The organism is Clostridium sp. B9, assembly GCF_050509515.1.
Taxonomy (GTDB): Bacteria; Bacillota; Clostridia; order Clostridiales; family Clostridiaceae; genus Sarcina.
Window position 1 is genome coordinate 1,911,006 of sequence record NZ_JBNWKA010000003.1, and the last position, 24,747, is coordinate 1,935,752.

The 24,747-nt window shown below is 28.1% G+C and carries 21 protein-coding genes and 1 riboswitch; of the genes, 15 read left to right on the forward strand and 6 right to left on the reverse strand.

Annotation, left to right across the window (positions count from 1 at the left end; translation table 11 throughout):
• Positions 1-26 precede the first annotated feature (26 nt).
• Positions 27-617 carry a YdcF family protein gene (locus ACQZHJ_RS08660; RefSeq protein WP_430485155.1) on the forward strand — a complete coding sequence of 197 codons (591 nt, stop codon included), beginning with the start codon at positions 27-29 and terminating at the stop codon, positions 615-617.
• An 87-nt stretch (positions 618-704) separates the two neighbouring features.
• On the opposite strand, the gene ACQZHJ_RS08665 is transcribed toward ACQZHJ_RS08660, so the two are convergent.
• Together ACQZHJ_RS08665 and ACQZHJ_RS08670 are read right to left on the reverse strand one after the other, a co-directional pair.
• On the reverse strand, positions 705-1,115 hold the full coding sequence (locus ACQZHJ_RS08665; RefSeq protein ID WP_430485156.1) for a GNAT family N-acetyltransferase: 411 nt from the start codon (positions 1,113-1,115) through the stop codon (positions 705-707).
• Between the two features lie 201 nt (positions 1,116-1,316).
• Positions 1,317-1,739: a GNAT family N-acetyltransferase gene (locus ACQZHJ_RS08670; RefSeq protein ID WP_430485157.1), complete on the reverse strand. Its 423-nt coding sequence runs from the start codon at positions 1,737-1,739 to the stop codon at positions 1,317-1,319.
• Positions 1,740-2,039: 300 nt separating this feature from the next.
• Here ACQZHJ_RS08670 and ACQZHJ_RS08675 point away from each other — a divergent pair, with 300 nt between their 5' ends.
• The 4 genes from ACQZHJ_RS08675 (at position 2,040) to xth (ending at position 7,651) form a co-directional block, all read left to right on the forward strand.
• On the forward strand, positions 2,040-3,161 hold the full coding sequence (locus ACQZHJ_RS08675) for a DEAD/DEAH box helicase (RefSeq protein WP_430485158.1): 1,122 nt from the start codon (positions 2,040-2,042) through the stop codon (positions 3,159-3,161).
• Between the two features lie 301 nt (positions 3,162-3,462).
• Entirely contained in the window at positions 3,463-5,625 is a 2,163-nt protein-coding gene (locus tag ACQZHJ_RS08680; protein WP_430485159.1) for a DUF1430 domain-containing protein, read from the forward strand.
• Positions 5,625-6,260 (forward strand): ABC transporter ATP-binding protein, encoded by a 636-nt coding sequence (locus tag ACQZHJ_RS08685; protein WP_430485160.1) that lies wholly within the window; start codon positions 5,625-5,627, stop codon positions 6,258-6,260. The genes ACQZHJ_RS08680 and ACQZHJ_RS08685 overlap by 1 nt, the downstream gene beginning before the upstream one ends.
• A 638-nt stretch (positions 6,261-6,898) precedes the next feature.
• Positions 6,899-7,651 (forward strand): exodeoxyribonuclease III, encoded by a 753-nt coding sequence (gene xth, locus ACQZHJ_RS08690; protein WP_430485161.1) that lies wholly within the window; start codon positions 6,899-6,901, stop codon positions 7,649-7,651.
• Between the two features lie 168 nt (positions 7,652-7,819).
• Here xth and ACQZHJ_RS08695 read toward each other — a convergent pair whose 3' ends face one another.
• Entirely contained in the window at positions 7,820-8,356 is a 537-nt protein-coding gene (locus ACQZHJ_RS08695) for an ECF transporter S component (RefSeq protein WP_430485162.1), read from the reverse strand.
• Between the two features lie 255 nt (positions 8,357-8,611).
• Here ACQZHJ_RS08695 and ACQZHJ_RS08700 point away from each other — a divergent pair, with 255 nt between their 5' ends.
• The 3 genes from ACQZHJ_RS08700 to ACQZHJ_RS08710 all read left to right on the forward strand — a co-directional run bounded on the left by ACQZHJ_RS08700 (position 8,612) and on the right by ACQZHJ_RS08710 (position 10,487).
• Positions 8,612-9,343 (forward strand): HAD-IB family hydrolase, encoded by a 732-nt coding sequence (locus ACQZHJ_RS08700; RefSeq protein WP_430485163.1) that lies wholly within the window; start codon positions 8,612-8,614, stop codon positions 9,341-9,343.
• A gap of 458 nt (positions 9,344-9,801) precedes the next feature.
• A complete protein-coding gene (locus tag ACQZHJ_RS08705; RefSeq protein ID WP_430485164.1) occupies positions 9,802-10,188 on the forward strand; it encodes an NUDIX domain-containing protein in 387 nt (128 codons plus the stop codon).
• Positions 10,189-10,268: 80 nt separating this feature from the next.
• A complete protein-coding gene (locus ACQZHJ_RS08710; RefSeq protein WP_430485165.1) occupies positions 10,269-10,487 on the forward strand; it encodes a hypothetical protein in 219 nt (72 codons plus the stop codon).
• A gap of 45 nt (positions 10,488-10,532) precedes the next feature.
• On the opposite strand, the gene ACQZHJ_RS08715 is transcribed toward ACQZHJ_RS08710, so the two are convergent.
• Positions 10,533-11,180 carry a YczE/YyaS/YitT family protein gene (locus ACQZHJ_RS08715; protein WP_430485166.1) on the reverse strand — a complete coding sequence of 216 codons (648 nt, stop codon included), beginning with the start codon at positions 11,178-11,180 and terminating at the stop codon, positions 10,533-10,535.
• Between the two features lie 276 nt (positions 11,181-11,456).
• Here ACQZHJ_RS08715 and ACQZHJ_RS08720 point away from each other — a divergent pair, with 276 nt between their 5' ends.
• Entirely contained in the window at positions 11,457-11,792 is a 336-nt protein-coding gene (locus ACQZHJ_RS08720; protein WP_430485167.1) for a hypothetical protein, read from the forward strand.
• Between the two features lie 342 nt (positions 11,793-12,134).
• Here the strand turns inward: ACQZHJ_RS08720 and ACQZHJ_RS08725 are convergent, their stop codons facing one another.
• Positions 12,135-13,355, reverse strand: a complete 1,221-nt coding sequence (locus tag ACQZHJ_RS08725) for a dicarboxylate/amino acid:cation symporter (protein ID WP_430485168.1) — start codon at positions 13,353-13,355, stop codon at positions 12,135-12,137.
• 227 nt (positions 13,356-13,582) lie between these two features.
• A riboswitch (Lysine riboswitch) is annotated at positions 13,583-13,759 on the forward strand.
• A 122-nt stretch (positions 13,760-13,881) separates the two neighbouring features.
• Here ACQZHJ_RS08725 and ACQZHJ_RS08730 point away from each other — a divergent pair.
• The 6 genes from ACQZHJ_RS08730 to pelG all read left to right on the forward strand — a co-directional run bounded on the left by ACQZHJ_RS08730 (position 13,882) and on the right by pelG (position 23,125).
• Positions 13,882-15,321 carry an amino acid permease gene (locus ACQZHJ_RS08730; protein WP_430485169.1) on the forward strand — a complete coding sequence of 480 codons (1,440 nt, stop codon included), beginning with the start codon at positions 13,882-13,884 and terminating at the stop codon, positions 15,319-15,321.
• Between the two features lie 183 nt (positions 15,322-15,504).
• Positions 15,505-17,544, forward strand: coding sequence for an NAD(P)-dependent oxidoreductase (locus ACQZHJ_RS08735; RefSeq protein ID WP_430485170.1), 2,040 nt, complete (start codon positions 15,505-15,507; stop codon positions 17,542-17,544).
• Positions 17,537-18,433 (forward strand): hypothetical protein, encoded by an 897-nt coding sequence (locus ACQZHJ_RS08740; protein ID WP_430485171.1) that lies wholly within the window; start codon positions 17,537-17,539, stop codon positions 18,431-18,433. Before ACQZHJ_RS08735 ends, ACQZHJ_RS08740 begins: the two co-directional genes overlap by 8 nt.
• On the forward strand, positions 18,426-20,249 hold the full coding sequence (locus tag ACQZHJ_RS08745) for a DUF2194 domain-containing protein (RefSeq protein WP_430485172.1): 1,824 nt from the start codon (positions 18,426-18,428) through the stop codon (positions 20,247-20,249). Before ACQZHJ_RS08740 ends, ACQZHJ_RS08745 begins: the two co-directional genes overlap by 8 nt.
• Before the next feature lie 3 nt (positions 20,250-20,252).
• Positions 20,253-21,662 carry a GT4 family glycosyltransferase PelF gene (pelF, locus tag ACQZHJ_RS08750; RefSeq protein WP_430485173.1) on the forward strand — a complete coding sequence of 470 codons (1,410 nt, stop codon included), beginning with the start codon at positions 20,253-20,255 and terminating at the stop codon, positions 21,660-21,662.
• Positions 21,663-21,664: 2 nt separating this feature from the next.
• On the forward strand, positions 21,665-23,125 hold the full coding sequence (gene pelG / locus ACQZHJ_RS08755; protein WP_430485174.1) for an exopolysaccharide Pel transporter PelG: 1,461 nt from the start codon (positions 21,665-21,667) through the stop codon (positions 23,123-23,125).
• Between the two features lie 30 nt (positions 23,126-23,155).
• Here the strand turns inward: pelG and ACQZHJ_RS08760 are convergent, their stop codons facing one another.
• The gene (locus tag ACQZHJ_RS08760) at positions 23,156-24,538 is read right to left on the reverse strand and encodes a DUF4832 domain-containing protein (protein WP_430485175.1); all 1,383 of its coding nucleotides are present in this window, start codon (positions 24,536-24,538) and stop codon (positions 23,156-23,158) included.
• Positions 24,539-24,747: the final 209 nt, after the last annotated feature.

Consider the following 24,747-nt stretch of genomic DNA (forward strand, 5'->3'; position numbering starts at 1 on the left):
ATATTTGTATTAAAGGATGATAATTTATGAGAACAATAGAGGATATAACAAAATTTATATTTATTGAAGATGAACCTGAAGTTTCAGATATAATCTTTATACCAGGATCATCAAAGCATGAACCAAGTGAAATGGCAAGTTACTTATACAACAGAGATTTTGCTAAATATATTTTGCCATCTGGAAAGTTCTCTTGTAAATTAGAATGCTTTCCTAATGAAAAGATAACTAATAAAAGGTATGTTGGAACTTACAAATCTGATTGGGAGTTTTCATATAATGTGCTTATTAAGAATGGAATAAATAAAGAATATATTTTATGTGAAAACAACTCTACAAACACCTATGAAAATGCATTTTATTCTAAGAAGCTTACTGATGAACTTGGACTAGAGGTTAAAAAAGCCATAATTTGTTGCCAAGCCTTTCACGCTAGAAGAGTGCTTATGACATATTCATGGGCCTATCCAAACACTAAATTTTATATTGTACCAGTTGAAACTCAGGGAATATCTAAGGACAATTGGCACAAATCAGAATACGGTATAAAAAGAGTTCTTGGTGAAGTAAAAAGATGCGGAACATATTTTCAAGACTATTTCAATAAACTAATATAAAAAAGGTGACTGTATCAAATTTTATTAAAAACTTGTTTTGGTACAGTCACCTTTTCTTATAACTTAAATTTAATACTTATAAGATGTTTATAACCTTTTTAAGAAGAAATGTTCTGAAAAGCCATCTTCTTTATTTTCATAGAATCCAACTTCTTCATATCCTAATGAAGAATAAAAATCTTTTCCTTGCCAGTTAAATGTATCTAACCTAATCATATTAGCCCCTAATTGTCTTGCTCTTTTTTCAACTTCAGCCATTAGCATTGTACCAATATTATTTCTTCTATAGTTTTCATCTACAAATAGAGTAGATACATATAATATTTTAAAAGCTGTCATAGAAGCATCTACACCGGCTATTATTGAGTTATCTTTAAGTACACCTATATTTATATTGCCAGTAATTCTATATCTTATATATTTTTTATCGTAGTCATCTAATTGACTTTCTATATAATTTACTTGACTCTCATTAAGTTCAACTATTTCTAAACTCATAACTCCTCCTAAAACAATTTAAGATAATAGGCTGTGAAATTTTAAACTTAGTAATTTACAAGATGCTTTTTAATTGAAACTTATATTGATTTATAGATATAACTGAAAGGACATTTTAATAAACAATAGAAACTCTTTGCAAAATTAAATTAGGACTGAAGGTATAGCTATAAATCAATATTTACTTAAATTAAAAGCATATTAAAGGTCTTTTCTGAAGAATACTTCCCCAACTCCCTCTTCATTTATTCCAGAAATAAAGCCACATTCTTTGAACCCTCTTCTCATATGCCATTTTTGAGCCTTAGTTGCATCTGTCATTGATGAACTTAATAAGAACTCAGCCTCTTTTTCATCTCTTAAATAATTCTCTAAAAATCCTAAAAGACTAGCTCCAATTCCGCCATGTCTTAATCCATCCTTAACAACTATATAACTTATAAAAGGCATATGTGTCCAAAGATATTCAAGCTTTAGGCATCCAACTATCTCACCTTCTGATTCTGCCACAATAACTTCTTTCATTTCAATTTTATTAGAAACTACCTTTTCATTTCTATGTAAATCAAACTCCATAGCAGCTTCTAAATCATTTTGATTTGCAAATCTTACATTTAAATTCATAAAAAATCTCTCCCTATCCCTTATATTTATTTGACTTATTAAGAGTATTGTGATACTCTTATATAGCAGTTGGTACGTAAAGTGCTATAAAAAGTAAGGCATGGGTCTTTCGCGGGAACCATGTCTTATTTTTTTATCTTAATACAATTTTAGAGTATTATTCTATTTTTAACAATATAGAAAAGGATATATATTACATTAAATTAAGATAATAAGCTTTGTTTTAAATTAGGGATTTTTAAAATAGAGAAATATAATTGAATTTTAAAATAACAATACTGAAAGGATAGGGATAAGAAATTGAATTTTTTAGAACTTGGAATAAATGAAAGATTAACAAAAAGACTATTAAAAAGTGGGATTAAAACTCCAACTAAAATACAAGAGGACAGCATACCTCATATATTAAATGGATCAGATTTAATTGGTGAAGCAAAAACCGGTACTGGAAAGACATTAGCATTCCTTTTACCTACAATACAGAATATTGATGAAAACTCAAAGGATACTCAAGTTCTTGTTATATCACCAACAAGAGAACTTGCTCTTCAAATAACTGAGGAAGCTAAAAACTTAACTAAAGCAACATACATAAAAGTTTTAGCAGCTTATGGTGGAAAAGATGTATCATCACAGGTTAATAAGTTAAGACATTCTATACATATGGTAATAGCAACTCCAGGAAGATTACTAGATCATATAGAAAGAAAGACTATAAACTTAAGCAAAATAAGAACTGTTATAATTGATGAAGCTGACCAAATGCTTCTTATGGGATTTAGAAATGAAATAACAGAGATAATGAAGCATATTCCTAAAAAGGCACAAACTCTTTGTTTCTCTGCAACTATGGATTCAGCAGTTAAAAAGCTTGCATATAGATATATGAATGATCCTGTATCAGTTAAAGTTGAAGAGGAAACATTAGTAGTTGATAAAATAAGACAAGAAATTGTTGAAACAACAGATAGATGGAAGCAAGATGCTCTTTGCACAGTATTAGAAGAGGATAATCCATTTATGGCTATAATCTTCTGTAGAACAAAGAGAAGAGCTGATGAACTTGAAGCTGGCTTCTCTAAAAGAGGAATAGCATGTGAGAAAATACATAGTGATGTTTCTCAAGCTAAAAGAGAAAAGATTATGAACCAATTTAGAAGATGTAATATTCAATATCTTATAGCTACAGATGTTGCTTCAAGAGGAATAGATATAACAGGGGTAACTCATATATATAACTATGATGTGCCAGAAACTGTTGAAAGCTATGTTCATAGAATAGGTAGAACAGGTAGAGCTGGAGATGAAGGATATACTTGTATGTTCACAGATCCAAAGAACTTACCAATGGTAAAACAAATTGAAGAGGCACTTCAAATAAGCATAGATAGAAGAGACGTTGATATAAAGAAAACTAAATAATAATTTTAGGCTCTAAAGTTTTAGGTCATAGAGGTGAAACTGGAGGATTAAAATAATATACAATATAAAAAACAAGATATTCTATCATTATATTTAGAATATCTTGTTTTTTTTAATACGCCATTTATAGTATCCACTTTTTGAGAAGATTGCTATATTACAAAGTAAATATATATTAAAGTTATGTCTTAATGAATATATTATAGTGCGTGCTTTATTTACATAAATTGTATATTTTGTTACAATATAGAAGTAAATGGAGTGATAAAAATTTTTATATTAATATGAAAAGGAGAGTATTTTGAAAAAAAAAGTAGCTTTAATTATTTTATTTATTATTATTACTATCTTATCTTTTGAAGGAGTATATTCAGTAAGAAATCATACTGAGTTTATGAAACTAAAAAATTTACAAGGAGATTTAGAAAATTTTGAAGTAACAATTTCTATACCAGATAGAGAAAACTATGATACCGCCTATGAAAGTATAATAAAAAGTTTAGATAAATATAATGGAAATATTTTCTTTTCAGAAGTTGATATAAAGGAAGATTTGAAAAAGTATATAAATTATGGTTATTTTTCAAATGAAGAAACTGAGAACCATATTCCAATAGCATCAGGAAGATTTTTTGATGAAAAAGATAATATAGATTCATATTTATCAACAATTGATTCAGAAAATATACAACAAATAGGAGTTATTAATGATTTTAGTGGGAAGAATATCCATGAAATTCGCACAATAAAAAGTAAGTTAGATATAAATACATTTGAAAATTTATTTATAGTACAGATAGAGAATGAACAAATTTTAGACAAGCTAATAGAAGATTTAGAAGTAGAATCGATTATTGTACAAAAAAGGGTAATGGGAAGTTCAAATCAATATAACACTGAAACTTTAAAAATTATTTTAGTAGTTTGTTTTATTGGGTTAATTTTTATGATCTTTTATCAAATACTTGGATCATATAAGAAAATAGGTATACAAAAGTTATTAGGACATAGTACATTTTTAATGTTAAAAGAAAGATTATTAGAGGTACTATGGATAGAAGTAAGTGTGATGTTAGTAGTAACAGTATTGCTAGTTTTTTTAAATTTCAATACATTTAATATTTTATTTTGGGAATTTATAATAGAACTTATATGTATATATAGTATAATGTTAATTTTTACTACTGTAAGTGTGATACTTCCATATATCTATGTAAGTAAAATAACGGTATCTAACATTATAAAAAATAAAAGACCTGTAAAAAGTATAATTATATTAAATAACATTGTGAAAGTTATATTAGCTAGTATAGTTTTGATTTTTTTTAGTAATGCATTGGATAATTTATCGAGCATAGGAAAGGGATATGAAGAAAATTATAAAGTATGGGAAGAAACAAAAGAATATTATATTCTACCAGAGCTAGGATTTAACGATGAGAGTATACAATCATTTTCAATTGAGGAGATGGAAAAAGAAAGAGCAGTATATTTACACTTTAATAAGCAAGGAGCTATATTGGCAGATTTCAATATGTATGAGCCAGCATCAATAGAAGAAGCAAAGCAAATGTTGCCAGAAGAATATATGAGAGAGAATATAATTGTAAATCCTAATTATTTATTAAAACATAAAGTATACGATGTAGATGGTAATATAGTTAATATAAGTGAAGATGAAAAAGATAGAATTTTGTTAGTTCCTGAAAAATATAGGAATTTTGAAAAAGAGATTTTGGAGTATTATGATTATAATTCACAAGAACCTTGTTCAAGTACCACTTGTTCACATAAAACAGCAGATGGAAAACTTAATTTAGTAGAACAAAAGCAGAAAATTATTTGGATGAAATCAAATCAAAAATATTTTTCATATTTATTAGATGTGAATCCTGAAGAGGGGAATTGTGTAACTGATCCAATTGTCAGTGTTTTAACAGAGAGTAATGACAAGTTGGTAGGTTACTATAAGATAATTGGGTACAATAATAGTCCATTTAAGATTAGAGCTAATTCAGAAGAGGAAGTTATTAGTGGACTTGAAAAATATTATGATATGAGTGTTTATTTAATAGATCCTTATAATCTATATGATAATGTAGCAAGTACAATAATTAATATACAAGCAAAAGTGAAAGTTATTATATTTGCTATAGTAATACTACTCGCTGTAATTAGCATCATTATTTTACAGAATACATCTTTATATTTTAATCAAAATAAGAATAAAATAATTGTGAAAAAACTTCATGGATATAGATTGATTTCTAGGTACATGAATTACTTTATAATGGTTTTAATAACTTGGACATGTCCACTGGCTATAGCAAGTTTAATTACTAAGGATATTAGTATAATATACTTCACTCTAATATTAGTAGCAATAGAGTTAGTTTTTATTATATTTAATATTAATTTATTAGAGAAAAAGAATCTTATTAAAGTTATAAAGGGAGAATATTAATGAATATTATAGAAATTTCAAATTTAAATAAAAAGTATTTTGATAAGGTAATATTTAAGGATTTTTCTTTGAGTGTAAAAAAAGGTGAGATGATTGCTATTAGTGGAAGAAGTGGTTGTGGAAAGAGTACCCTTTTAAATATGATAGGCTTGATAGAAAAATTTGATTCAGGAGAAATAATTATTGACGGTGTAAAAAATATAAAAATAAATAGTAAATTAGCAAATAAGTTTTTAAGGGAAAAGATAAGTTACTTATTTCAAAATTTTGCCTTGGTAGATGAAGAAACTGTAGAGGAGAATTTAAGACTTGCGATTAAGCACACAATTAAAAATAAGAAAAAGATTGAAGAAGAAATAATAAGATGTTTAAAATTTGTTGGGCTAGAGGGATGTCAAAAAAACTATATATATGAGTTAAGTGGTGGTGAGCAACAGAGAGTTGCTATCGCTAGATTAATGTTAAAACCAAGTGAAATTATTTTAGCAGATGAGCCAACAGGCTCATTAGATGAAGAAAATAGAGATATTATAATATCTTTATTAAAAGAGCTTAATGAAAGTGGAAAAACAATAATTATCGTGACTCATGATAATTATGTTGCAAAACAAGCAGATAGGATACTATTTTTATAATAAAAAGATAAAATAATAGAGCAGTATTGCTAATGAATTAGGGGATTTTTAATGTATACAAAAAGGATGTATACAAATAAACTTTTGTGTACAAATATTATTTTTTTTGAGTATATATAATGTAAAGAAGTTGTATTGAAATAAGGAGTTGATTTTTTGAACAACAAAAATATATTGTATTGTATTTTAGGAAGTCTTATTTTAGTTTTTTTTGGTACAGCATTTATAAATGATGTATTAATTAGATTGCCAAATGGTTACATCTTTTGTAATATGCTTGTTCATATTTCATCTTTAGGTATATTATTACTTATAGTTTTTTCTATAACCCTAATTATAAATAATATAATATTACTTTTTAAAAGGGAGATAAAAAAATGAATTCTAAAAAATATCTGCAATTGCTTTGGTTAGTGCAACACTTATAGGAGTTACATTATATACCATTAAATTAATATCAAAAAGGTGTTATCCAGAAATTAATTTGGCTAACACCTTTTTAATTTTCAAAGATTTTTATTTATTGGTTCTTATGATTTGTTTTATAGTGGTTATTACAATATAATAATAGATATAAAATATTTAAATATTATCGTAGAAGAACCTCTTCTTAAGATAAACACAGGAGGAAATTTAATATGAAATTAATATCATGGAATGTTAATGGTATAAGAGCATGCGTTAAAAAAGGATTTTTAGATTACTTCAAATCTGAAGATGCTGATATATTTTGTTTACAAGAAACTAAATTACAAGAAGGACAAATAGAGTTAGATTTAGAAGGATATCATCAATACTGGAACTATGCTGAGAAAAAAGGATACTCTGGTACTGCTATATTTACTAAAAAGGAGCCTTTAAATGTTTATTATGGAATAAACATGGAGCATCATGATAAGGAAGGAAGAGTTATAACTCTAGAATTCGAAGACTTCTTCATGGTAACTGTATATACTCCAAATTCACAAACTGCTTTAGCTAGATTAGACTACAGAATGCAGTGGGAAGATGATTTCAAAAACTATCTTTTAGAACTTTCAAAAACTAAAGGGGTAGTTGTATGTGGTGACTTAAATGTAGCACATAAGGAAATAGACTTAAAGAATCCTAAATCTAACAGAAAAAATGCTGGATTTACAGATGAAGAGAGAGATAAATTCACAAATCTTTTAGATAGTGGATTTATAGATACATTCCGTTACTTTAATCCAGATTTAGAAGGAGTTTATTCTTGGTGGTCATATAGATTTAGTGCAAGAAAGAATAATGCTGGATGGAGAATTGACTACTTCCTAGTTTCAAATAGCTTAGAATCAAGAATAAAAGAGGCTTCAATAGATACAGAGATTTTAGGATCAGACCACTGTCCTGTTAAACTAATAATGGAGTAATATTTAGCTTTAAATAAATGTTGATTTTAGCTAGCCATTAAGATGGTCTTACAGTTCTATCTAAAATCAACATTATCTTAAAACAAAATCTAAATTCTAGGTATATGATGAAATTAAGTTGGGTCTGAAGATATAGCTAGAAATCAACACTCACTTAAAAAAGAGCTTTTAGTTAAAAGCTCTTTTTTCTTGTTTATATAATACTCTTGAAAGTGGTAAGGCAATTACTATACCTACACCTACTTGAAGTATATTTCCTACTATGTCTTTTGCAGAGTATGCTAAAGCTCCTATAAAAGTGTTAGAACTTCCTGTAAATAAGAAGGCTATTATAGCTCCAGCAAAGAAGTATCCTACTACCATAAATACTCCAGCTGCTAAAAATGCTACTAGATAGCTTTTTCTATGATTCACTTCTAAAACATATCCTGCTATATATGCCATTAATGCTTTTATTATAAAAGTAAATGGTGCCCATATTATATACCCACCATATAAATCAACTAAAGCCATTCCAACTCCACTTGCAATTGCTCCTCTTTTCTTTCCTAATAAAGCAGCTGCAAGAAGAACCATACAATCTCCAAGATGAACAAATCCACCTACTGTTGGGATTTTTATTAAATTACCTGAAATAAATATTATTGCAATCATTAAGGCCGTAAAAACAGTCTTTTGAAAACTATCTTTTGAATTTATATCCATAAAGAACCCTCCTAAACTTTACTATATTAATATAGTAAATTATTATAAGATTATTATCAAATGTATGGGTACAATTTTGTTTTGATTAATTTTAATGTATTGTATCACTTTTTTTGATATATATAACTAGAAATTAACTAAAAAACACCAACTAAATCTAACCATATTTTAAGTAATTACTTTAAAAAATATTTATTTATGTTATACTGTTTAAAAATACATAAATGGAATTTTTACAGAAGAGGAGTGATTGATATGAAGAAAAACATAGCAGCATTTTTTGATATTGATGGAACAATATATAGAGAAGGACTAATAACAGAGGTTTTTAAAAAAATCATAAAATATGAACTAGTTGATGAAACTAAGTGGTATAAAGATGTAAGACCAGCCTTCTTAAAATGGGATAAAAGACAAGGCGATTATGATGAATACCTTTTAAAAATGGTTGATATATATACAGAAGCTATAAAAGGAATAAGCAACTATCATATAGAATACATAGCTAAAAAAGTTATAGAGCAAAAAGGTGATAGAGTTTATACTTTTACTAGAGAAAGAATTAAATGGCACCAAGAACAAGGACACATAGTAATAGCTATATCTGGTTCCCCTTATGAACTTGTAAAGGAAATGTCAGCTAAATATAATATGAATGACTTTAAGGGAACAATTTATAAACTTGGAGAAGATAATACATATAATGGTGACATAATTCCTATGTGGGATTCAGAAAGCAAAGAAAATGCTATTCTAGATCTTAAAGAAAAATATAATATAGACTTAGAAAATAGTTATGCATATGGTGATACTTCTGGAGATTTCACTATGTTTAAAAATGTAGGGATACCGTATGCCATAAATCCAACTAGAGAGTTATTAACTAAGGTTCTAGAAAATGATGAAATAAAAGAGAAGATTAAGGTTATAGTTGAAAGAAAAGATGTTACTTATGGACTTGATATAAATAATTTACAACTTATTTAATCAATAAAAATTAACTATTTAAATTAATTAGAGTTTGAAATTGAACCTTATTTATAAGTGAATATAGATTCTTGAGTTAATGAATTAAAGACAAAGAAGAGGGTGGTTAAAATCAACCTCTTCTTTTTAATATTCGTGTTTTTATAAAAAATCCCCGGGGCTATAAAATTAGAGTGGTTGAAATTATACTGAATATACCGAATCATTATAACTTTTATAAAAATATAATTCGTATAAATTCTTGATAGCTATATAAATCTTTAAAGGATAAAAGAAAGTGTTTTACATTAAATCCCTTTCAAGTTTATTAATATATAATCCAAAGATTATTGATAATGTTTTCAAATTAAATAAGATTGAAAACATTATTTAAACTTATAATAAATTAATACAACAACATACTATAATTTGCTATAATATGTATATATAAAACGAATTGTGTAAAAGGGGAGAAAGATATGAGCAACATAAAACTTTGTTCTGTTATTATAAAGGATGATTTTAATAACATATTAATTTCAAAAAGAAAAGGAAAAAAGAGTGAAGAACATTTATGGTATATCTTTGAGAGAAAAATCAAAGGAAGAGAGACTCCTGAAAAGTGTGCAAACAGAGCTATAAAAGAGGATTTAAAAACTATAGTTTTTGATTTAAAAGAATTATGCGATTTTAATATTAATGAAGAAGAGGATTTAAGGGTATTTACAGGTTCATTAAAAGAAAAAGTAACTTGTGGAGCTAATATAACTGCTTATAAATGGATAAATAAAGATGATTTAGGCGAATATACTTTCCCAGAGAGCGAAATGAAGAAGATAAATGCTTTTTTTGAAAGTACAATCTAATTATTTAAGAAATACAAAAACATGTCAAAGTTGGCATGTTTTTCTTTTGTTGTTATAATAAAAATGAGAGGTGATTTATTATGACATTATTAAGAAAGAAAATTTTAGGAGAAGATTTTCATGTTACTATAAAACCAATATATAATAGAGAGGATACCTTGGCCTTTACATTTTCACCAGATCAGAAGAGGGTGGAAATAGGAGAGGAAATTAAAATAACAGTTAAACATCCAACTAAAAGATATGATGCATTCTGCGATGAATTAGTAGAATTGATAGCTAAATATCAGGAATTATAATACATAAAAAAAGCCAGTCCCAAAAAAGGACTGGTTTTTTATGTATTATTTTGTAGCAGTTTTTCCTATAAACTTATGTACAATCTTCTCACATGGTGGCATAAAGAATTGAATAGCTGGACCAGTGAAAAGAACTGCTATAATTGTACCAACACCTACAACACCATCTAAAGCGTATCCTATAGCTAAGAATGTTAAGTCTAAGCAGATACGTATCCAACGATATTGGAAGTTAGTTTTATCTCTTATTATAAGAGGTACTAGGTCGTTTGGTGCAACCCCTAATTCAGTACTAACTAAAAATGAGAATCCTATAGCTATAATTATACAGCTTAAAGCTACGATTATAGCTTTAGTAAATAAGTTAACATCATTAAGCATAGTGTCTAATCCGAATTTTTGTAAAGTTTTCATAATAAAGTCTATAGTAGGACCTATTACTAAAACTAGAACAAAAGTACCAACTTGAAGTCTCTTTCTGTCTATTAAGAAGATACCTATAACTAAAGTAACAAGTATAATCATGTTGGCGCTTCCAGTTGAAACACCTAAAGCATCAGAAAGACCTTGAGTAAATACAGTAAATGGGTCAGACCCAGCGTTAGTTAATAAGAATATTACAACTCCTAATTGTATGATTGCCATTCCTAATAAGAAAAATATCAGTTTAGGAATAATATTTCCTTTTTTCATTTTTAATACACTCCTTGTTTTTGAGTTTTGTGAATCGTATTATTGAATGTGAATTTAATATTTAAGCGTATTTAAAAAAACTTAAAGGAACACCAAACAAAATGATTATACAAGTTGTTCATCAATATGTCAAATATATTAATAATTTAACAAAGTTTATTCATAATTTAATGTAAAATTGGGTAAAAAATCTAGATTACCATGATAAATGATAAAATTGAAATGTATTTAATTTTATTTTATAATTATTACGTTAGATTAGAGAGGTGGAATTATATGAATAATGATAAAATAACTAAAGAACACATAGCAAGAATAGCTAAAGGATCAGCATACTTTATATTTAAAAATGGTCCAGTTAATAAACTTCACAAAGAAAACAAGATTTCAGATGAAGATATGAAAAATATGCAAGAGTATTTACAAAATCATTTAGCATATCTTTATGAAGTTTTACTTGAAGAAGGAAACTTAAAGAAATATGAGTTAATAATGAACACAATGCATCAATTTTACGTAAATGATGATACAGAAGTAACTTTAGAAGACGAAAATTTTGATGCTTTATATGACCAACTATTCCCTAAAAGCAGCAATATAGTTATTAAATAAAACGATATGTTTAATAGGGTGATTTCTAGCTATATCTTTAGACCTAACTTAATTTCGTAAAGAGTTTCTATTGGTCATTCCAGAATAATAGCTAAAGCTTTTAAACTCACTGCGTTCAAACAGAAAAAGCTTCTTAACGCTATTATTCTTCCATAACCAATGAAACTCTAATTACTTATTAAGATGGTCTTTCATCTATATCTAGAAATCACCCGTCTTAAAATGTATCGTTTTATTATTAAGTTGTGATATGTCTAGAAATTAACACTGAATTCAAAGTAGAGCTTACAACAAAAGAGCTATATCAAACAGTAGTATGTTTTGATATAGCTCTTAAAATATTTAGTTATAACTTATCTCTGGGATAAATTCCTCTTCACCATCTAAGTTTTCTTCAGTCTTTTTAGATTTTCTCTTTAAAATAGCTTCTACTATTATAGCAATAGCTCCATCACCAGTTACGTTAGTAGCAGTACCAAAGCTATCTTGTGCTGCATGTAATGCTATCATTAAAGACTTTTCTACATTACCAAATCCAAGCATACCTTCAAGTAATCCTAAAGCCGCCATAACTCCACCCCCAGGTACACCAGGTGCTGCAACCATTGTTACTCCAAGCATTAATATAAATGGTAGCATTAATCCTATAGTAGGAACTTGTCCCCTCATATACATTACTGCCATAGAAGCAAGAACTAAAGTTATTGTATCACCAGCTAGGTTTATTGTAGCTCCTAAAGGAATTACAAAGTCACATACATCTTCTTCAACACCATTTTCCTTAGCACAGTTTAAAGTTACTGGAATAGTAGCTGCTGATGATTGAGTTCCTAAAGCTGTCATATAAGCTGGAATCATATTCTTTATAAGTTTTATAGGATTTTTTTTCTTTATAGAACCTGCTATTACATACTGGACTAATAAGTATAATCCTTGTATTGAGAATAATACGGCATATACAATTCCAAAAGATTTTAAAGTTGTAAATATCTCTCCACTAAAGCTTAACTTAGCGAATATAGAAAGTATATATACTGGAACTAAAGGAATTAGTATATTCTTTATTGTTAATGTAACTACATGATTAAATTCTTCAGATACTCTTAATAGGTAACTATTCTTTATTTTAGAAATTCCTATTCCTAATAAGAATGAAAAAGCTAAAGCAGACATAACACTTACCATTGGAGGTATATCTATTGAAAAGTATGGTTCAACATTTACTGCACTATTAGCTAAAGTAGCACTAACTATAAATTTAGGAAGTATGTAGCTTCCTACAAAGAAAGTTATTAATCCAATTGAAAATGTTGATATATATGAAACTAAAGTAGTTACTAAAAGTCCTTTTCCTGATTTATTTCCTAAGGATGCTATCCCAGGAAATATAAATCCAATTATTATAAGTGGTATTAAGAAGCTAAGTAAGCTTCCAAATAAACTATTGAAGGTTACTAATATCTTAACCGGTATTTCTGTATTTATATAGGAAGATCCTAGCCCAATGAATATTCCTAAAATTATTGCGAAGAAAATTTTGCTTACTAAAGATAATTTTTTCATAATTGCCCCCTTCTGTATTTTTACTAAATACATATGTTCTCGATATGAATACATATTACTATAATTAATATATAAAGTCAAGCTATATAATATAAGTATTTTTTATTTCTACATATTTGAAAGTAGGTTAACTTATATAATGTAGGTTTAAAATTCATTAAGGTTAAAATGAATTTTTCCTTGACAATTTATTAATAGGAGTTCATAATTGTTAATGAAAAGTGAATAACTGAGATAGAGGCGCAATGATTAAAAGTAACCTTACTGAGTGTAAGCAACGTTGAAGTAAAGTGAAAGGATGATTTGCCGAAATCAATAGAAAAAGCTTTAATTTCTATTAGGTTGGGGTTAAGTATAATATGCTTAACACTGTCACAATTAATTTGTGGTGTGCTATCATGAAAGAGAGTATTGTATATAGACTTTACAAACCCTTAAGCATGAAACCACGCTTAAGGGTTTCTTTTGTTAGCGGACTTAGTTATCACTTATGGCTTACTAAAAAAACCATAAGGAGGACTAAAAAATGAGTCAAGAACAAAATACTAATTTGAAAAGAGGGCTTAAATCAAGACATCTTAGCATGATTGCTATGGGTGGAGCCATAGGAACAGGTATATTCCTAGCAATGGGAGATACTTTGCATCAAGCAGGTGTTGGAGGAGCCTTTGTAGCTTACGGAGTAATAGGGGTAATGGTTTATTTCCTTTGTACAAGCTTAGGAGAAATGGCAACTTACATGCCTGAAACAGGATCTTTCGGTACATATGCTACCAAATTTATTGATCCAGCCTTAGGATTTGCCTTAGGATGGAACTACTGGTACAACTGGGCTATAACAATAGCTACAGAAATGGTTGCAGGATCTTTATTAATGAAGTTCTGGTTTCCTAATGTTTCATCAATAGTTTGGAGTGCTTTATTCTTAGTAATTATATTAGGTCTTAATTTATTATCAGCAAAAGCATATGGTGAATCTGAATTCTGGTTTGCAGCAATCAAAGTTGCTACAGTTATTATATTCCTTATTGTAGGTGTACTTATGATATTTGGAATACTAGGCGGAGAAAAAGTTGGTTTCAAAAACTTCTATGCTAATGGTGAACCATTCATTGGAGGAACAAAATCAATATTCATGATATTCTTAATAGCTGGTTTCTCATTTCAAGGTACAGAGCTAGTTGGAGTTGCAGCTGGTGAAAGTGAAGACCCTGAGAAAAATGTACCAAAAGCAGTTAACACTATTTTCTGGAGAATATTATTATTCTACTTAGGAACAATCTTAGTAATTGGAGCTTTAGTTCCAAATGCACAAGCAGGTGTTGAAACAAGTGCATTTACTATAGTGTTCCAAAAGTTAGGCTTAGCAGGAGCAGCTTCAGTAATGAATGCTATAATACTTACATCAGTTTTATCAGCTGGTAACTCAGGTATGTATGCATCAAGTAGAATGCTTCATTCTATGGCTAAAAGTGGAATGGCACCAAAGATGTTTGAAAAGACAAGCAAAAATGGTGTTCCAGTTAACGCAATCATATTAACTACAATAATTGCAAGTTTATGTTTTTTAACAGGTATCTATGCAGAAAATGTTGTTTACGTATGGCTTGTAGCAGCTTCAGGACTTTCAGGATTTATAGCATGGCTTGGAATAGCCCTTTGTCATTATAGATTTAGAAAAGCTTATGTAGCTCAAGGAAAAGATTTAAATAAGTTAGTTTATAAAGCTAAGTTATTCCCATTTGGACCTATAATTGCATTACTATTATGTGGCGTAGTTGTTTTAGGACAAGGATACGCATACTTAGATGTTACAAATGGAGTAGATTGGGGTGGATTAATTTCATCATATATTGGAATTCCACTATTTGTAGGATTATATTTATACTATAAAATTAGATATAAAACTAAGTTTATAAAATTAGAAGATGTTGATTTAACTAGAGATGAAGTCAAATATCAATAGAATATTTAAATAAAAAGAAGAGGTTATTTATAGCCTCTTCTTTTTTTTGTTTGAATATATTGTTCTATATTGCCAAAAACTAAAAAAGAAAATCTCCATACTTAAATAAGTAAATGTGAATCATTAACAAATTATTGACAATTTATCAATAAAGAGTAAGATAAAAAAAGAAAGGAGGTTATTATGAATAAGATATTTATTATAGGAAATCAGAATGCCCTTATAGAATCACTATGTCACAGATTTTCAAAGGAAGGTTTCGGAGTTGTAGTCATGTCAAATAACTTTACAAATTCTAAAAAATATAGAACCTTTAAAGATAATTTAGACGATAAACAATTAGAGCTTATTTTTAAAAGAAACCTTTTTAAAGTAGTAATCTACTTAGATTATTTTGAGGATGTAAATAAACTTACAAAGTTACTTAAGCTTGCTTCTAAATACAATGTTAGAAATTTTATAAGGACAGCAGATTTAATAAAAGAAAATGATGAAGCTTTAGATGGTTCATTAATCAATAATATATGTTTAGCCTTTAAAGAGATTTCAAATACAAATATTGTAACATTAAAAATCCCTATACTTTATGGAAATGGATTCCCTAAGGATTTTATGGATAAGAAGATATTTACTATTATGAACAATTTAATTAAAGGAAAGAACATTGCTTATGATAGTACTGTTAGAAGGAGTTATCTTAATGTAAATGATGCATCAGAGTCTATATACCTATCTGTCAAAAATTCTTTAAATGGATTATATACTATTCCTAGTAATGGGGAGTTTACTTTAAATGAGTTAAATGAAATTCTAACAGGAAGTTTTAGTAGAGAAATCGGTGATGAAGATTTTATTTTTAAAAATTCATCCTTTAGTATAGCTACTGGTTTCAAAGAAAAATACTCTTTATCAAAAGAACTGCCTATTATTTTTGAAAATTATAAGGATTTAATAGCTCTTAAAAAGGAACGCAGTTTAAAATCATCTAAATATAAAAAAATAAAGAACTTCTTAAAGGTCTCTAAACCTTATATAGAGAATATAGTTCTATTTATATTGGTTTGTTTTCTTTCAAATATTATTTCTCCAACGGACTCCATATTTTCAACAATAGATATTAAGCTTATTTATATAATAGTCATAGGTATAGTTTATGGTTCAAAACAGTCACTATTAGCAACTTTATTATCTTGCTTATTGTTAGTTGGAGAACAGCTATCAATGGGAATATCCTTAGTCTCAATTCTTGTATTAAACGAGTCCTTGGTACAACTTCTTACATATATTTTAGTGGGAGTTTATGTTGGATATGCTAGTGACTTTAAAAATGTATCTATAAACAATTTAAAAAAAGAAAAGAAAAAACAAGAAGAGGAGTATGAATTTTTAGAGGATTTATATACTAAAACCTACGATGAGAAAAAAGAGTTAGAGGAAAAGGTAATAGCTTCTAATGATAGCTTTGGAAAAATATATTCTGTAGTTAGGGAGTTAGATAGCTTAGAACCTCAATACATTTTGAAATCTTCTATTGATATATTAGAGAAGTTCTTAAATAGTAAACGTATTGCTATATACACACTAAAAAATAATTTTTTAAGGCTTAATGTTAAATCAAATGATGCTGAATTTAAACCTTCAAATAGCATTAATTTTGATAAATTAAATATGATGAAAAAAAACATTCAATATGGAGAAGTTTTTGTAAATAAAAGTTTAGACTTAGGTGTTCCTATGATGGTTGCTCCTATAAAAAAAGAAGACAAAGTTATAGCAATCATTATGATAGAAGAACTTGAGTTTTCTAAAATGAGTTTGTATTATGAAAACTTATTTAAAGTTATTTCTAACTTAATAGAAACTTCTATAATTAAGGCTTATGACTATGAAGAACTTACTTTAAAAGAAAGATATATAAAAAATACTATATTCCTTAAAGAAAAGTGGTTCGTAAATTTATTGAAAATTAAACAAGTAGCTAAATTTGAGAAAAAGTTAGATTATACACTTCTTAAAATAAGCAATAATATTTTACCACTACATGACTTATCAGAAATTATTAAAAGATCTACAAGGGAGACAGATCGAGTTGGAATGATGAATGGAGATGTTTATATACTTTTACTTAATACAACAAAAGAGGAAAGTTTGACACCTATAAACAGGTTAAAATCTAGAGGTGTTCATTCTGAAGTTGTAGAAGAGGTAATTAACTATGATTAAACTGATATTAATTAATTTCGTTTTAAGCTTTATTTTATTCTTAGTATTAAAAGTTTCAAGAAGAAAAGTTGCTGGTACAGCTTTTTTATTATCATTAGCAATCCCATACATAGGCTTCTTGATACTACTAGTTCTATTTATATGTAATTTTCTTATAAAAACTGATCATGGTGATGAGGTTTTAAAGAGAGAAGATAAATACGACAAGAGTATAAGCTTGCTTATAAGATCTGCTGAACTAGAAAATAGAAAGGACTTAATATCTGTGGAAGAGGCTTTGATACTTAATGATAATCATGTTAAGAGAGAGCTTGTAAAAGATGTTTTAAAGAAAGATACCTACAAATACAGAAAAATCTTATTAGAGGCTTTAGTGGATGAAGATACAGAAACTTCTCACTATGCAGCTACAGCTATAACTCAAATGAAGAGTAAGCTAACGATTATTATGCAGGAGTTTGAAGCTGAATATTATAGGAATCCTAAAAATAAGAAAACTGCAGATATGTTTCTTCAAGCTATAAAGGATGGGATAGAAAGCAACATAATTGATTCTAAGGATGTTCTTAAGCTTAAGTATCTATATAAAAATACTCTTAAAGAATATAAAAGGAACTTTGAATTTTCAAGTTATCATTTTAATGAGCTAATAAAAACTTGTATAGATCTTAAAGAGTTTAAAAGAGCCATAGAATATAGTACTGAATATAGGACTTTATTTCCAGAAGAGGATACCCCTTATTTATTACTCCTTGAAGTTTATTATTATTTAAATGATAAAGAAAGTTTTGATAATACTATTCTAGATATAAGAAAATCAAACATTAAGTTAACTAGGGATTCACTAGAGTTATTAAGATTTTGGATGGAGGGGAATAAGGATGTTTAGTAAAAAATTTATTTTTTCTTTTATTACTTTAAGTTTATTTTTAGGATTTTTGCTTTCTTTTATGAAGCTAAACTATGTCTTTGATAAAATAGAAAATACTCATATACCAAATTTAAATAAGCCAAGATATTCCTCTTCAGAATATGAAACACTTAAAAACACATCACCAGATATTTTTTTGATTTTGAACGGTGATGGAGTTGAGGATAAGAAGGTTTATAGTAATTTTAAAAGGGTCATTGAAGCTATGGATAAAGACATCACTACACTTCCTATAAAAAGTTTTAATGGAGATGTGGATGGCTTTAGGGCAATTATAATAAATAGTGAAGACTTAGCTAATTTCGATTATTTACCTAAGCTTATTGACTATGCAAAAAAAGGTGGAAACTTAATATTTGCTCAAAGACCTTTAGCAAGTGATAAAATTCAATCTGTTTTAAGTGATTTAGGAATAGAAAATATAAATGATACAGATCCTATTGATTCAGAATCTATGTATGTTAATTCTAATATATTAATTCAAGGTTATGGGTTAAAGCGTACAGAAGAAACTGAAAATAGCTCATTAGATGTAACACTAAATAAAAAATGCTTTGTTCATATAACCGCTAATGATGATATTCCTATATTATGGGAAGAAAACTTAGGTGGTGGTAAAGTTTTTGTAGCCAATGGACAGTTTTTAGGTGAGAAAAGCAACAGAGGTATTTTAACTGGTATATTATATAGAACTGGAAATGAATTTATATATCCTATAATAAATTCTAAAGTGTTTTTTATAGATGATTTTCCAGCACCAATACCTGAAGGAAGTTCCCCAAGCATATATAATGAGTATCATATGAATGACCAAAGATTTTTTTCAGATATATGGTGGCCAGATACTGTTGAACTTTGTAGTAAATATAATATGAAGCCTACTGGGTATTTAATATACAATTATCAAGATGTTACAGAGGATATTGAAAATTTTAAAGGTAATGCATATTTTCAAAGCTTAATAACTCAAGGAAGAAACTTGTTTAAAGTTGGTGGAGAATTAGGAATACATGGTTTCAACCATCAGCCTTTAAGATTAAAAGACTATCCTAATGATGATCTAGGATATAAAAAATGGAGAGATTATAATTCAATGGTTCAGGCTCAGATAGCTTTAAATAAGTTCATTCATACAGTTTATCCTAATTATGATGTTAAAGGATATGTTCCTCCTTCTAATATAATAGGAGAAGAAGGTATTAAAGCTTTAAAGGAAGGTATTCCTAGTGTAGATGTTATCTCTTCATTATATATAGTAGGAAAAGGTGAGCTTGCATATGAACAGGAATTTTCAAAAGGTAAGGATGGAATATATAATTTCCCAAGATACAGCTCTGGTTATGATCATGATGAGTTTCAGAAATGGATAATGTATAATGGTATAACTATAAACGGTGTATTTGCTCATTTTAATCACCCAGATGATATATTAGACCCTGAAAGAAATAAGGGATTTACTTGGGAACAATTAAAGAAGCAATTTAGTGAAATGATGAGTGATATATTTACTAAGTTTAAATGGTTGAAAGCAGATACTATTTCTCAAGGTGTTGGTGCTTTAGATGAGTATTTAACTACTAAAAGTGCCTTTACATATAATGATAATGTAATAAAAGGTGCTTTGAAAACTTCAGGTAAAAATGATTATTTTGTATTAAGAACAACTAAACCTATAAAAAATAGTAAGGGATGTTCTTATGAAAAGATAGACAATGAATTGTATCTTATTCATTCTAATGAAACTGATTTTGAAATAATATTAGGAGGGGATTAGAGAGTGAGGATTTGTTTGATTGCAGAGGGAAGTTATCCTTATGTAACTGGTGGTGTATCTAGTTGGATTCAAATGCTTGTTAGTAATATGCCAGAGCATGAGTTTATAATATTTGCTATAAGTGCTAATAAAGAGGATCATCATACATATAAATACGAAATACCTGATAACGTAATAGAGATTAAGGATATTTATCTAAATATAGAAAAGAGTAAACAAAAGAAAAGTAAAGTCCATGTAACTTTAGATGAAAAGGAAAAAGAGCTTTTATTAAAGTTTATAGTTGGTGAATATTTTGATTGGTATGAGTTTTTTGATTGCATGAAGAGGCTTAAAGATGTTAATACCGTAGACATTATAATGAGTGAAGATTTTTTTGATGTTGTTAGTGAAGTAGCTACAAAATATTATCCCTATATAGTATTTAATCATTTTTTCTGGACTATACGTTCAATGATGATGACTGTTCTAGAAGTTTTAAAAAGTGATATTCCAGAAGCTGATATATATCATAGTGTATCTACAGGATATGCTGGCCTTGTAGGATCTCTTGGAAAGTATTATTATGATAATTCTAAATTTATACTTACAGAGCATGGTATATATACAAGAGAGAGGGAAGAGGAGATTATAAAAGCAGATTGGGTTCAAGGATATTTTAAAGATAGTTGGATTAAGTATTTTTATAATTTGTCTAGAGCAGCTTATACCTATACAGATAAAATATTTACTCTATTTCAAAAAAATAAAGAACTACAAATTGAGCTTGGCTGTGAAGAGGATAAGATAGAAATAGTTCCAAATGGAGTTAAGATTGAAAGATTTGAGAATTTAGATGATTCAAAAGAAAATGACTCAATAATAAATGTAGGAGCCATAGTTAGGGTTGTGCCTATAAAAGATATTAAGACCATAATTCAGGCTTTTGTTATGGCTAATGAAAACATACCTAATATGAAGTTATATATAATAGGTCCTATGGATGAGGATGAAGACTATACTAAAGAATGTATAAATTTCATGGATAGTTCCGGTAATCAGAATATTGTTTTTACTGGTAGGGTTAATATAACTGATTACATAGGCAAAATGGATATGCTTATATTAGGAAGTATAAGTGAAGGGCAACCACTTTCTGTTTTAGAAGGAATGGCAGCCAAGAAACCTTACATTACTACTAATGTTGGAGCATGCAAAGAGCTACTTTATGGAAATGATGATGGTCTAGGAAAGTGTGGTATAGTTGTTCCTGTAATGGGATATTATCAGATGGCTCAGTGTATAATAAAGCTTGCTACAAATAAAAATTTAAGAAGTGAAATGGGCGAGATAGGATTTGAGAGAGCTTCTAAATTTTATACTCAAGAGCAATTCATTGAAAGTTATAAAAAGATATATAGAGAGTTGGGATAGTTATGGCTGGAGTTGGTTTTGAATTAAAGAAAATAATTGATAAAGATAATATTTTTGCTAGAACAAGAGCGTACTTCATGTCAGCATTAATAACAGTGGGTCCTATGATTGTTTGTATAACCCTCTTCCTAGTTATGCAAAAACTTTTAAAAACCTTAGGGGAGAGTTATGTAGATATTCAAATTTTTAATGCTATAATAATTTATTCTTTCTTAGTATCCTATATAAGTTCAAATGGTATAAGTATGTTTATGTCTAGATATATATCAGATTGTATATATGGCAAAAAAAGTGGAAGCATCTTTGAATCCTTTATAGGTGTAAGCATTATTTGTAGTGTTATAAGTTCCCTAGCAATAGGAATATTTTTAATAAATTCTCCACTTAATCTATTTTTAAAAGGTATTTGTTTTATGATTACAATAATCCTATCCCTAATATGGTTAGAGATTATATATTTATCAGCTATAAAAGAATACCTTCATATAGTAGTATTTTTCTTAATAGGAGTTGCTGTTGTTATACTAGGAACTTTGTTTGGTATTAAATTCTTAGGAATACCCAATATATATAGCGCATTATTATTTTCATTGATTGGCTATTTATTTATAGCATTATCTTTTATTGTGTTGATATATAGAGTCTTTGGTATACAGGATTTAAGTTTATCAAACTGTTTTAGATTTGTAGAAAGTATAGATAAATATTACGAACTATTTTTTGTAGGTATATTACTTTCATTTGGTGCATACTTCCCTAATATTATAGTATGGTTAACTCCAAATGCTGAGGAGGTAGCAAGTACTTTTAGAATTGCACCATTTTATGATGTTCCTAGCTTTTATGCATTCTTAAGTATTATTCCTTCTGTGGTGATGTTCACAGTTAAGGTAGAAACATCTATATATCCTAAATACAAAGAATTTTATAACTTTGTAAGAGAGAGTGGAAGTATAAATGAAATAAGACGTACAAGAGATATGTTAATAGATAGTATAGTTCTTCATATGACTCATATGATGGAAGTTCAGTTTATTGCAAGTTTTGCCTGTGTAGTTTTTGGATTTAAATTACTACCTACCATGGGATTTGCAAGTGATTCCATAGAGATATTTGGTATTTTAACCTTAGGGGCCATATCATATATATCTATGAGTTTTCTAATACTTATGCTATTATATTTTGATTCAAGAAAAGATGCTATGTATATATCCTTAGTCTTTTTCATAAGCACTGTAGTACTTTCTATAGTAACTGTTATTATAGGTCCTCAATACTATGGTTATGGATTTTTCTTTGGAAGCTTAATTTCTGTAGCCTTCGCCTTTTATAGAGTAAATAAGTTCTTCAAAGAAATAGAGTATAGAACTTTTGCTTCTCAACCAGTATTTCATAGTGATGAGAAAAGGTTCTTTGGTAAAGTTTATGCTTTATTTAATAGAAGAGATAAAAAAGAAGCTTAATGTATTTTCTACATTAAGCTTCTTTTATTATTATATATGAAGTGTTCCTATCTTATAGTAATAAGGGGAAACCTCTTCTTCGTTACCAAATTTTATTGATGGCTTATTATTAGAAGGATCTAAAACTCCTATGGCTAAAGTATAGTCACCCTCTTTTAGATTTTTATCAATATGCACATCTTCTTTCAAAGTATTCTCTCCAGGTAACCAAGTTCTTATATCTGTATTCAAAGTAGTCTCATAAGCTATAGAGCCAGTATTGTCTATAAGAACTAAACTTACAGGCCATTTAAAATAAAATGGTGCAACTCCCTTATTCTCAATTTTTAAAGATATATTAATCTTGTTAGAAAATGAGGGTTTATAATTATAAGTAGATTCTTTAATAACAAATTTATATCCTAAGGTATTTAAAATCTTATCATAACTTTCTTTATATGTATTATCCTTGTCAGCAGGACAATTAGGTCCTATAAAGGTAGTATGTGATTCTTTTATTTGATTTAGAGTAGAGTATATAGAAAATTTTTTAAAGTAATTTACACTTTGCTCTCCACTTGCAAATTCTCCACCTGAAGGAGCCTTTTTCCAAAACTCTTTCATAGATGGTTCTTGAGTTTTAAGCAATTCATTATAGTAGCCATTGCTAAACCAAGATATAAATTCATCTGTAGAGTCTTTATCACCTATCATATCATTAAATAATCCAAAGTTATTTTCTTTAGCGATTTTAAAAGGACGTCTCATAAGCATAAGTTTGTTAGGAAAATACAATAAATAAGGTTTAACATACTCATTAGCGACTTCTTCACTAGGAAAGTCAATCTTTTTATCATCTTCTTGGTAAGTATGCCATTCACCCCAGTGACCAATACTACCTAACTCTATAAATGCTATCTCAGAAGAGGAGTCGTATCTTTCACCTAAAGCCTTAATAAGCTTATTATGATATGATATTAAAGTTTTATTTTCATAATTAGGACTAAAGCCTTTGCCATAAGGTGTGCTATACCAAGTGCCATCTCCATTAATTTCATCATAAAGCCATTTAGGAATTTGCATAGAGTTTTCTTGGTTAGGGTAGTCTAGAACAATTCTAATTATGAGCTTTACATTTTTAGACTTCCAATAATCAAAATTAAACTTCTTCTCAATTTCATCAAAGGCATATTCACCTTTATTAGGCTCTAAATCGCTCCAATATAAGTTAGCATACACTAAAGAATGTGGTTGTGTATAATCAGTATATTGAGCTTCAGGTGCCCAGCCCATGAGAGGGTTAATTAAAACCTCTTGAGATTCTTTTGGGTTATACGTAACCTTTTTATCTGTAATCTTGTAAATACAAAAAATAATTAATAGCATTATTAAAGCTATTATAAGACCTATAGAAGATTTCATCTTAATATTCATTTATTTAAATCACCCCTTAAATCTTTATGAATAGATTAGTGCATTAAGATGATAACACTAAAAAGTTAGTAAAGCAATAAACTGAAGTTTGCTAAAGGAGAAGAGGGTAAACTACGCAAAAAACTTACAAACATCTAAAGAAAATAACTTTTTTGGTAGCTAATATTTATTCTCTTCGCAATATTTGTAAGCTTTCATATATTATTGGC

Coding starts and splice junctions, on each gene's coding strand:
- ACQZHJ_RS08660 (WP_430485155.1), top strand. CDS start 27: ATGAGAACAATAGAGGATATAACAAAATTTATATTTATTGAAGATGAA.
- ACQZHJ_RS08665 (WP_430485156.1), bottom strand. CDS start 1,115: ATGAGTTTAGAAATAGTTGAACTTAATGAGAGTCAAGTAAATTATATA.
- ACQZHJ_RS08670 (WP_430485157.1), bottom strand. CDS start 1,739: ATGAATTTAAATGTAAGATTTGCAAATCAAAATGATTTAGAAGCTGCT.
- ACQZHJ_RS08685 (WP_430485160.1), top strand. CDS start 5,625: ATGAATATTATAGAAATTTCAAATTTAAATAAAAAGTATTTTGATAAG.
- xth (WP_430485161.1), top strand. CDS start 6,899: ATGAAATTAATATCATGGAATGTTAATGGTATAAGAGCATGCGTTAAA.
- ACQZHJ_RS08695 (WP_430485162.1), bottom strand. CDS start 8,356: ATGGATATAAATTCAAAAGATAGTTTTCAAAAGACTGTTTTTACGGCC.
- ACQZHJ_RS08700 (WP_430485163.1), top strand. CDS start 8,612: ATGAAGAAAAACATAGCAGCATTTTTTGATATTGATGGAACAATATAT.
- ACQZHJ_RS08705 (WP_430485164.1), top strand. CDS start 9,802: ATGAGCAACATAAAACTTTGTTCTGTTATTATAAAGGATGATTTTAAT.
- ACQZHJ_RS08710 (WP_430485165.1), top strand. CDS start 10,269: ATGACATTATTAAGAAAGAAAATTTTAGGAGAAGATTTTCATGTTACT.
- ACQZHJ_RS08715 (WP_430485166.1), bottom strand. CDS start 11,180: ATGAAAAAAGGAAATATTATTCCTAAACTGATATTTTTCTTATTAGGA.
- ACQZHJ_RS08720 (WP_430485167.1), top strand. CDS start 11,457: ATGAATAATGATAAAATAACTAAAGAACACATAGCAAGAATAGCTAAA.
- ACQZHJ_RS08725 (WP_430485168.1), bottom strand. CDS start 13,355: ATGAAAAAATTATCTTTAGTAAGCAAAATTTTCTTCGCAATAATTTTA.
- ACQZHJ_RS08730 (WP_430485169.1), top strand. CDS start 13,882: ATGAGTCAAGAACAAAATACTAATTTGAAAAGAGGGCTTAAATCAAGA.
- ACQZHJ_RS08735 (WP_430485170.1), top strand. CDS start 15,505: ATGAATAAGATATTTATTATAGGAAATCAGAATGCCCTTATAGAATCA.
- ACQZHJ_RS08740 (WP_430485171.1), top strand. CDS start 17,537: ATGATTAAACTGATATTAATTAATTTCGTTTTAAGCTTTATTTTATTC.
- ACQZHJ_RS08745 (WP_430485172.1), top strand. CDS start 18,426: ATGTTTAGTAAAAAATTTATTTTTTCTTTTATTACTTTAAGTTTATTT.
- pelG (WP_430485174.1), top strand. CDS start 21,665: ATGGCTGGAGTTGGTTTTGAATTAAAGAAAATAATTGATAAAGATAAT.
- ACQZHJ_RS08760 (WP_430485175.1), bottom strand. CDS start 24,538: ATGAATATTAAGATGAAATCTTCTATAGGTCTTATAATAGCTTTAATA.